Raw genomic sequence first — 8923 nt, forward strand, 5'->3', positions numbered from 1 at the left:
GCTTCAGAAAACAGCGCCGCGGGGTTGAAGCGAGCCAAGGAGAAATTGCCGCCGATCGAGTTCTTCAACACAATCGGTCGAAAGCAGCCGTCGACCTACGGCGGACTGTCTAGCGGTTCCGCCTTTTTTGTCAACGCCAGCCGTGTTCCTTGTGGCGTTTGGAAATGCGCGCGCCCGCCACGATTTCGTGGGCATGCCGCCGGGCGCGGGTGAGACTGTCCTTGGTGATCTGAGGGAGGTCGATCACATCCTGCTCCTCAATGTAGACGGGTCCGCCTATGTCGTCGTCATAAGGATCGCCGGTTTGCGGCCCCTCGGAGTGCAAAGCCCTGGCGGCTGCGTCCTGGAGGTCTAGCCCGTACGCCTGCGCGACCAGTTGCCAGCTCCATGCGAGCTCGGGATCCCCGTCTTGCAGCGCGGTGGTGGACATGGAAATCAGCGCATTTCTGTCACCGTGGCTGGCCAGGTGTTCGACTCCTGCGGGGTGGCCCTGAGCTGCTAGCTCCACGAGAACGTTTTGATAACTGGTTTCCGATCCCCGCAGGAGGTAGTCTATTTGCATGGCGTCGTCGCGCGCAAACTCGGCGGCTGCAAGCAAGAGATCACTGTCACCGTGATAGCTGGCTTCTCGAAGCCAACGGTCGTCTGAGAGCACGTACGCACACTCGACCGCAGCTTGGGCTATGCCTGCCTTCGCGGCCTCGCGCAAGTGATGCGCATAGACGGGGAAGCGGCCAACTGAATCGAGGAATTCGGCCTTCATCGCTTGCTCGCTTGCGTTCAGCCGACGTCCCCTTTGTTCTTCATCGTGCAGGTATGAGTTGGGCTTTCGGCATCGAAGGATGGCGGCGAGGACGAGATGACTATTGGCGTCGCCGGCGGCGGCCCGATCAGCAAGACTCGCGCGCAGGACGCCTGACGAACGGACGGAGCGGAGCCACTCGAGCCGACTGTCTTCGTTCCCCGGGTAGGCCGATTCATCGGTCTCGACGTCATCGTCAAATTGCTCGTCGTCATCCGAATGAGGCGCGAATTCCCAGTCTCCATTGACCGGCCACTTGCCGTACGTCAATGCCCACGCAAAAAGATCCGCGGCCTCCAGCGATCTGAGGTCGCGCGCGCGGATGCCTGCGACAAGAGTGTCTATGGCCAGTTTCAGCGCCTGGCCTGTGCCTAGGTCGAGCTGTAGCGCGCGACCAAGGACATCTGAAGTCTCTAGTGGAGGTGCAGTTCCAACTCCATCTGCCAGGACGCTTTGCAGCCGGAAGGCCTCCCAGCTGCCGAAGCCGAAGGCGCTCGCGACGAGCTGGTAGACGTGACTGCGCTTGAAGCGGAGGCCGCTAGCCTGCTCACATGCGCCAGCCAGGTCGAAGAAAAGAGAGCGAAGAGAATTTTCCATGACGTTCCTTAAAACGAACCGCATCTGGCTCCGGGATGGCGCACGCGTTTAAGGCCCGGAACCAGCAGTTCGGGTAAGGTTGTCAACGGATTAGGTGGGGTGAGCCGGTTTTTGCTCGCGTGCAAGCAAGGCTGGCGCCTGGGCGGATTCTGGCGCACCAGGTCTGGCCGGTCAAGACCCATGCGGGGGTAGCGACGGGGGCACAAGACGGTCCACTCCGCACTCCTTCCACCTTGGATCGACTGCCTACTGGTCCGCCGAATCCGTTTGACACGCTGACCTCTGCTTCCGGCCAGAAGCAGCCCGTCGCTCAGCGGGGCACTCTAGAGCGATGAGAGCCAGAACGCCTGCTTCGGCCTTGTTGTTCTCACGGCTTCGCACGAATCTGCCGGAAGGTTAGGTTCACGCGAGGCCCCATGCGCCTCCCTGCCTTTGCGATGCCGTGCTTCCAATTCATCTGCGTGTCCCCCTTCATGAGGAGCAAGCTACCGGACGGAAGTGCGATGCTTCTCGATTCAACCTTCGGGTCCTTTGCTTTGAACGAGAAGAGCCTCTCCTCGCCCACGCTCAGCGAGGCAATCGTCGGGCGGGGTCCGAGCTCTGGCTCGTTGTCACTGTGCATCCCCATACTGTCACGCTCGTGGCGATAGTAGTTAAGGAGCACGCTGTTGAACCGATCACCACACGCCTCCTCGACTTCCGATCGAACGAGCTGTAAGAGCGGTGTCCAGGAAAGGGGATTCATCGCGATTCCGGAGTATGTGTAGTTCTTCCCGGTATCCCCATACCAGGCGATAAGTCGCGGCTGCGGATGCCGCTTGCCCCACACCACAACTTCTTCAGCGCGCCACGGCGTGACCGTGATCAGCTCCTGAAGGAGCGAGTTGGCCCGCTCGCGCGGAAGAAAGTCGATCCAGAGCTGCACGTTCGCGCCTTCAAGCGGAACGCGCTCGAATCCTGCTGCATCTCTGAACATGTCGGTGGTCACGGTTTCGCAAGGACTCGGTAGGTAAGCATAGTCTTCAGCTTGGGGCTTTGGCCGAACTTCGTGAGGTATCCGCCGAGCTCCGACTTCTGTTCGTTGCCACGCGGCCACTTCCACTCGTTCGTCTCACCGAGAACGAGATGCAGCCCCGCGGCCTGCCACAGAGCATCGAAGTACTGATTGAAGCTGTCGTGACCGTTGTCGACGTACAGGAATCGTGCCCCGGACTTCGCCTGCTGGAAAAGCGCCGTCCAAAAGGTGGAGACGATCCCCGTCGAATCAAGCGACTTCACCTCCGAGACGAAGTAGCTCATGGTGAAGAGATCGGCCTGCAGAAACTTCTTTTGGTACATCCACGAGGCGGGGTTAGTGACGTCGAGCGGCTGGAAGTTCGCATGGAGTACAAGGCCGGACTTGAGCGAGTCGTCGAGTTCCGTCCAGGTGTCAGCCCACGCCTGCTCGCGATCAAGCAGGTATGCCGTTGCCTTCTTGATCGGCTCGTTCTTGTTTTCGTCGAGGTATCGCAGAAAGCCGATGAGGTCGCTGCCCGGCCCGCCCCCGACACAGGTGATGCGCATGGTGTCGGCCCCGGCCATGATCTGCCCGCCGACATGACTCCGCCACGCCTCCATTACCTGCACGATGTAGTCGCTGTGTGAGGCGACGTACTTGAAGACGTACGCGAAACGAGTCGCTGGGTCCTGGTAATTGACCGGTGGCCGTTTTGGATTGTTCAGGCCACTGTAGCTGGTCGAGAGGTACTGGATGCGTGCGGCGATGGTCGCGTCAGTGTTCGGTCCGTACGTCTGCAGGGCCTCCGCATACAGCGCATCCAAGGCGACTTTCACAAGTTCGAAACCTGTCATCCGGTCCTCCATTCAGGTGCTGCCACTTTCCACTACAAACGTCGAATTGAAACGTGAGAAAGTCGAAATTCGTCGGGAAGCTCACATCGCACTAGGTGCTCAGCCGTGAAGTAGCTGCCTGCATCGCCGCCAAAACCCAGTGCTCGCGAGTGTTCGGTCAACGTCCCTTGCCGGGCTTCGACCAGTAGTAGGTTTTGCCGATGGGAGCGATAGGTTTCACCGGGCGGACCGACTCCACCGCCTTGATCGGCTTGATGCGTGGCACCTTGGGAATTCCCGGGACTTTAGGAATGCCGCTAGGCTTGTTGCGTAGTTTCCAGACCATGTGATTTTCCTTCTGCATGAGCGCTTAGTCTTTGAGTCCGAGGAAGCGCAGCAGGCGCTGCCAATTGCCGCCGCGCTGCTTCTGCTGCTGGTCCAAATGCCGTTGCAGGCGCGCTTGGTCGCGCGCGCGGCCCGCCACAACCTGTGCCTCGGTCCAGCTCCCTTCCCAGTGGATGGAGCCCTTGTGGATCCAATAGTGCGAGTGGCAAGGCCTCTGCCAGTTGCCGATGGATGGACGCAGAGTGGGTCCTGCTGCTGTTTCTTGCAGCGACCATTCCGCGGGCCCCAGCGGTGTGCGTACCGTGGAGCCGCAGCCGCAGGCGCAAAGATGCTGCGCGGTCCCAAACTCCAGGGACACGTACAGGATGCCGGGCTCTAGCTGCTGCGGCATAAACTCCACATGCCTGAGTTCAATCCGCATTGCCTAGCTCCCTTCCCACGGTCTTGAAGTCGGCAATGTCGAACAGCAGGTGGTAGAGCGGGTCTACCTGCGCGTAGAACCCGCGCAGCTGCTTGAAGCGCATGACGGCCAGCGTGGCGTTGAGCGCATTCAACTCGGCGATCTGCACGTTGGTGCGGTACAGGTTCTCCGGGCCGTCATGCATCTCCGCTAAGCCCTCGCCGCGGATGCGCGCCGCCTGCTCCGGCGGATAGTAGGTGGCACGCATCATTCCTGCGAGCGAGCCGTCACCGGTGCGCTTCAGGCCCATGCCTACGTCGATGAAGGGAATCCCGCGTGCGATCAGCACATCAAAGATCGCAGACCGCGCGGATCCCTTGTCGACGCAGACGAAGGCGAAGGTCACGCCTTCGAGCAACGGGCCGGATTCGGTGTCGATGTAGTGCGGCACCAAGTTCAGCCCGTGGCGGAAGCCGCTGTAGCGCTGCTGGTAGACCACCGCCTTCGGTTTCCCGAGTTCTGATTCTTTCAGCCTGCCAGGCGAGCGATAGGCGTTGTGCACGTGGAAGGCGTCGCCGTCGAAGCCGCGGATCTCCTTCACCGGCGTCTTCACGAGGTAGTCGAGCGTATATGCGCCGGAACCCCCCAGCCCGATGATGGCCACCACCTCGTCTTCGAACCGACGAGAAAGGTCGGCGATTTCCGCCTTCGATGTCAGGCTGTCCTGGTACTTGAACACCGAAGGCTCGGGGTTGTCCACCACCGCATTGAAGGTCAGTGGCGAAGCGCCGTGCTTGTGCTGTGCCGGGCCCGAGATGATGCCAACGTAGCTTTCGACCTTGTCGAAGAAGTCGGCGAACTTGCCCTCCTTCGTCGGCTTGTTCGAGAAGCGGCGTTGCACCACGACGTCGCTGCATGCGGCGCTCAGTCCGAGCACGTGTGGGCCTGCGTCGATGGCCGGAATGATCACACCATCGAGGCCGCAGGGATGTTCCCCTGCGAACAGGATGGTGTGATCCTCCTGGGTCACTAGCGCGGCATCGACGGGGACCATCTTGGTGACGATTGCGCCGAGGCGCAGGCCACCAAGCTGGTCGAGGTACGGGATGTCCCGGATGACCATCCATCCGCTGTCGAACGTGACCGCGTACCCCTTGTCGACCAGCCTGGACAAGTCGTTGTTACGACTGACCAGTTTCCGAAACAGTGAAACGGATTCCATCTTTCACCTTCACGGATGCGCCAGGCACCAGCACACCTTCCGGCTTGTTGCCGTTGCCCTTGGTCCACTTCACGGAGTACGTGATGTTGGATTGCGGCGTGTAGCCGGGGACCTCCAGCCGCACAACCTGCTCGAACGAGATGGACTCGTTCTTGGGCCACTCGTGCGGCTTGGCTTCCACATAAATCGTCACAGTTTTCTTGTCGTCACCCATGGTTTGACTCCTAAGTTGAATGGGTGTTGAACACCACCGCGGCACCGGGATGGCGCGCGCGTTGGGCTTTGGCATGCCGGCAGGCCTGTGCCGGCGCCCAAAGCACCTTGACGGGAGTGGGTGAGCTGTGGACAATCGCAGACGCCAATCCGGCGAGTCCTGAAAAGCTCGTCACCCCGCGGCCGGGTACTTCGGTATTCGGCCGCTTTCTATTTCGCCGTCATGAAATGCTCCTTTCTCTGATGGCAGCCATATTCAACTGGTCCTGGAAGTAGGGCTGCACCGAACCGGCGGCCGTGATGAGGCTGGACAGCAGTCTCCAATTGCCGGTCTCGTGGCGCACTCTGCCAGCTACGATGCAAGGGTGAATCTCGGCCTGCTTCGCCAAGGCGATCGCATCCTCGGCCGAGTAAGTCTCCCGCACCGCAGCGCATTGCCACATGTCGGCCGGAATCAGCGCCTCTTGCGCCCCCGCGTCGGCCTCGTCCTCTATCGCTTGACCGCCCCGCGTCTTGTCGTCGAGGTTGTCAGCGATGAATGCATGCTGGGCCACATGCTTCTGGATGTGCACGACCTCGTGCAGCAGCGCGAACCAGAAGTTGTCGAGCCTGTCATGGCGCAGGGTCAGCGCGACGATGGGGCATTTGCCATGCATCATGGCCGCGCCATCCAAGTAGGTCTTCTTGAAGCGAGGCACGACGACGAGTGCGATGCCGTGCAGGCTGAGGTAGTGCCTGGCCTGCGTCGGGCCATCGATATGGCGGGATTGCTTGGCGAGCTTGCGCAGCCAGCTGTCCGTGATGACGCCGGGCTTGTACGTGCCCTTGGGCGCAAATTCGCGCGCGAGCAGCAGCGCGCTTGCGCGCCATACGAGGAGCGCGTGGTCGTCCATGGTGCGCGCACCGCTCTGAAACAGTGGAGCTCGCAACAGCGCGGGTTGCTTGCCGCCCAGGAACAGGCCATGCAGGAATTCCTTGACTGCCGCTGCAGCGGCTTCGCGGGCCTTCTTCGCGCTGACGTCCAGCTTCGGCACCAGACCGCGCTCATGCATTTCCTTTAGTGGGAACCGGTCGATCTCCTGCTCGATGTCCATGTCCACTTCGGTTTGTTCCAGGTCAGCCGCCTCGGCGATCAGAGCGCGCGCAGGGATGCCGAGAGCGTTGTGCAGTCGCCGGATCATCTGGATGCTCAGTGGACGCTTGCCGGTCATCACTTCGGACACTTTTGACTGGGACCCGATGTATTGCTCCAGGTCCTTGCGCGTCAGCTTCTGCTGCTGCATACGGAATTCGATGGCCTGAACGGGCGTAACACTGGGTTCGGTTGTGTGCTTGGCCTCGAAATCGGCGATCACGAGCCGTAACAGGTCGAATTCCTCCTGCGCGTCGCTGCCGGAGGGGCGTTTCAAGTCCATCAAAGCTGACATGCGCTGCATGGCGGCTTCGTAGTCGTCGTGGTTCCTGAGCACACGGACTTTCAGCGTCATGCCTTACTCCTTGCGATCTTGCGTGCGAGTGGCTTGCGCACGCTCTCGGTCCATACACGTTCCACCAGAAGAATTCCTTCCTTGAAGCCGGCCTTGACGTCCAGCTTGTAGATCCCCTTGATCGAAAAGCGCAGACGGCCTTCCTCCGCTTCGGCGTCCGCATATCGCTCCAGCACATCGTCTGCCGACTTCCAGTTGGCTTCTTCAGCCTCAAGCTGCCAGGCAGCCATGGGGATGCGGGCGGCCGCGTGCTGCTGCACGAAGTTTTCCAGTCGCAGTGTTCCGAGCAAAAGCATGGTTACATCCTGAATGGGATAAATTCTATTTATCCGGAATCGGGATGTAAAGCCCCGTGCGCAAACTTTTGTTGGTGCCGATGCGAATTCACCCCTGCCCAGGCCCGGACGTCCGATTGGGCTGCACTTATGTCGCCGTGGGCGTTGACGTGCTGCTGTTCGCCCAGGCCGCGTGGCAGCGGGCCGCGGAATTTCTGCAGGCTTGACCTCGTCCAGTGTGGTCTGGTTCGATCGGTCTGGAACTCTTGAAGCTACGACCTTCTGAAGGTCGACCAGCGTTGTTTACAAGTAAGCAGAACAATTGTGAGCGCACACTATCGTAGCGTGGCCGCCACATTGCGCAATACGTTCAGTGGGCAAAGAAAAGGGGCGCATGTTTCTCAACTTATGCCCCGATTCTTCTCAGGTTATGCCTCTACCTACACTGGTGGGCTAGACGTCAATATTCGCCGCCCTCAACGCATTCGTCTCAATGAACTCGCGGCGCGGCTCAACCTCGTCGCCCATCAGCATGGTGAAGACGCGGTCGGCCTCGATGGCGTCGTCGATCTGCACGCGCAGCAGGCGGCGCACGGTGGGGTCCATCGTGGTTTCCCACAGCTGGCCGGGGTTCATTTCACCCAGGCCCTTGTAGCGCTGGCGGGCGGTGGCGCGCTCGGCTTCGCTGATCAGCCAGCGCATGGCAGTGCGGAAGTCCGATACCTTTTCTTCCTTCTGGCGATCGCCTTCACCGCGGCGGACCACGGCGCCTTCGTGCAGCAGGCCGCGGAAGGTGTTGGCGGCCTCGGCCAGGGCAGCGTAGTCGGCGCCGTGCACGAAGTCCTGCGTCAGCACGCTGCTCTTGACGTTGCCGTGGTGGCGCCGGCTGATGCGCAAGATGGGCTTGTCGGTGCGCACATCGAACTCGCCGGCCACTTCGGCCGGGGCGGCGTTGGTGGTCTTGTCGGTCTCTTGCAGCCTGGCTTGCAGGGCCAGGGCTGATTTCTCGGCGTCCTCCACCGTGTCCAGGTTCAGGCTCACGCCGTCGGCAATGGCGCGCAGGGCTTCCGCGTCCATGAAGCCCGCCAGGCGGTTGATCACGGCCTGGGCCACCTGGTGCTTGCGCGCCAGTTCGGCCAGGGTCTCGCCGTTGATGACGGTGGGCGTTGCGCCGCCGGTGTGCACGCTGGCGCTGTTCAGGGCGATGCGCAGCAGGAAGGTGTCCAGCTCGGCCGGGCCTTGCAGGTACAGCTCCTCCTTGCCGGCCTTGACCTTGTATAGCGGCGGCTGGGCGATGTAGATGTGGCCGCGCTCCACCAGCTCGGGCATCTGGCGGTAGAAGAAGGTCAGCAGCAGGGTGCGGATGTGGGCGCCGTCAACGTCGGCGTCGGTCATGATGATGATGCGGTGGTAGCGCAGCTTGGCGACGTTGAAGTCGTCCACGCCGGCCGTCCCGCCGATGCCCGTGGCCTTGCCGATGCCGGTGCCCAGGGCGGTGATCAGCGTCAGGATTTCGTTGCTGGTCAGCAGCTTTTCGTACCGCGCTTTTTCCACGTTCAGGATCTTGCCGCGCAGCGGCAGGATGGCCTGGAACTTCCGGTCGCGGCCCTGCTTGGCGGAGCCGCCGGCGGAGTCACCCTCGACGATGTAGATCTCGCACATCGCCGGGTCTTTTTCCTGGCAGTCGGCCAGCTTGCCGGGCAGGCCCATGCCGTCGAGCACGCCCTTGCGGCGCGTCATCTCGCGGGCCTT

10 protein-coding genes are annotated in these 8923 nt (G+C 61.4%); all 10 read right to left on the reverse strand.

Features of this window, described 5'->3' with window-relative positions; genetic code table 11:
- Positions 1-130: 130 nt before the first annotated feature.
- Positions 131-1399, reverse strand: a complete 1269-nt coding sequence (locus Q0632_RS06570; protein WP_298926060.1) for a hypothetical protein — start codon at positions 1397-1399, stop codon at positions 131-133.
- Between the two features lie 367 nt (positions 1400-1766).
- Complete coding sequence (locus tag Q0632_RS06575; RefSeq protein ID WP_298926063.1) at positions 1767-2387, reverse strand: alpha-ketoglutarate-dependent dioxygenase AlkB; 621 nt, start codon at positions 2385-2387, stop codon at positions 1767-1769.
- Positions 2384-3250 (reverse strand): hypothetical protein, encoded by an 867-nt coding sequence (locus Q0632_RS06580; RefSeq protein WP_298926066.1) that lies wholly within the window; start codon positions 3248-3250, stop codon positions 2384-2386. The genes Q0632_RS06575 and Q0632_RS06580 overlap by 4 nt, the downstream gene beginning before the upstream one ends.
- A gap of 157 nt (positions 3251-3407) precedes the next feature.
- A complete protein-coding gene (locus tag Q0632_RS06585) occupies positions 3408-3593 on the reverse strand; it encodes a hypothetical protein (RefSeq protein WP_298926069.1) in 186 nt (61 codons plus the stop codon).
- A 6-nt stretch (positions 3594-3599) separates the two neighbouring features.
- Positions 3600-3995 carry a DUF6527 family protein gene (locus Q0632_RS06590; RefSeq protein ID WP_298926072.1) on the reverse strand — a complete coding sequence of 132 codons (396 nt, stop codon included), beginning with the start codon at positions 3993-3995 and terminating at the stop codon, positions 3600-3602.
- On the reverse strand, positions 3985-5196 hold the full coding sequence (locus tag Q0632_RS06595; protein WP_298926076.1) for a ThiF family adenylyltransferase: 1212 nt from the start codon (positions 5194-5196) through the stop codon (positions 3985-3987). Before Q0632_RS06595 ends, Q0632_RS06590 begins: the two co-directional genes overlap by 11 nt.
- Positions 5156-5410, reverse strand: coding sequence for a multiubiquitin domain-containing protein (locus Q0632_RS06600; RefSeq protein ID WP_298926079.1), 255 nt, complete (start codon positions 5408-5410; stop codon positions 5156-5158). Before Q0632_RS06600 ends, Q0632_RS06595 begins: the two co-directional genes overlap by 41 nt.
- Positions 5411-5630: 220 nt before the next feature.
- Positions 5631-6896 carry a helix-turn-helix domain-containing protein gene (locus tag Q0632_RS06605; RefSeq protein WP_298926082.1) on the reverse strand — a complete coding sequence of 422 codons (1266 nt, stop codon included), beginning with the start codon at positions 6894-6896 and terminating at the stop codon, positions 5631-5633.
- Complete coding sequence (locus Q0632_RS06610) at positions 6893-7192, reverse strand: type II toxin-antitoxin system HigB family toxin (RefSeq protein WP_298926085.1); 300 nt, start codon at positions 7190-7192, stop codon at positions 6893-6895. The genes Q0632_RS06605 and Q0632_RS06610 overlap by 4 nt, the downstream gene beginning before the upstream one ends.
- Before the next feature lie 432 nt (positions 7193-7624).
- The coding region (locus Q0632_RS06615) for a toprim domain-containing protein (RefSeq protein ID WP_298926088.1) at positions 7625-8923 on the reverse strand (1299 nt) is incomplete at its 5' end.

Source organism: uncultured Ramlibacter sp. (assembly GCF_936925435.1).
Lineage (GTDB): Bacteria > Pseudomonadota > Gammaproteobacteria > Burkholderiales > Burkholderiaceae_C > Ramlibacter.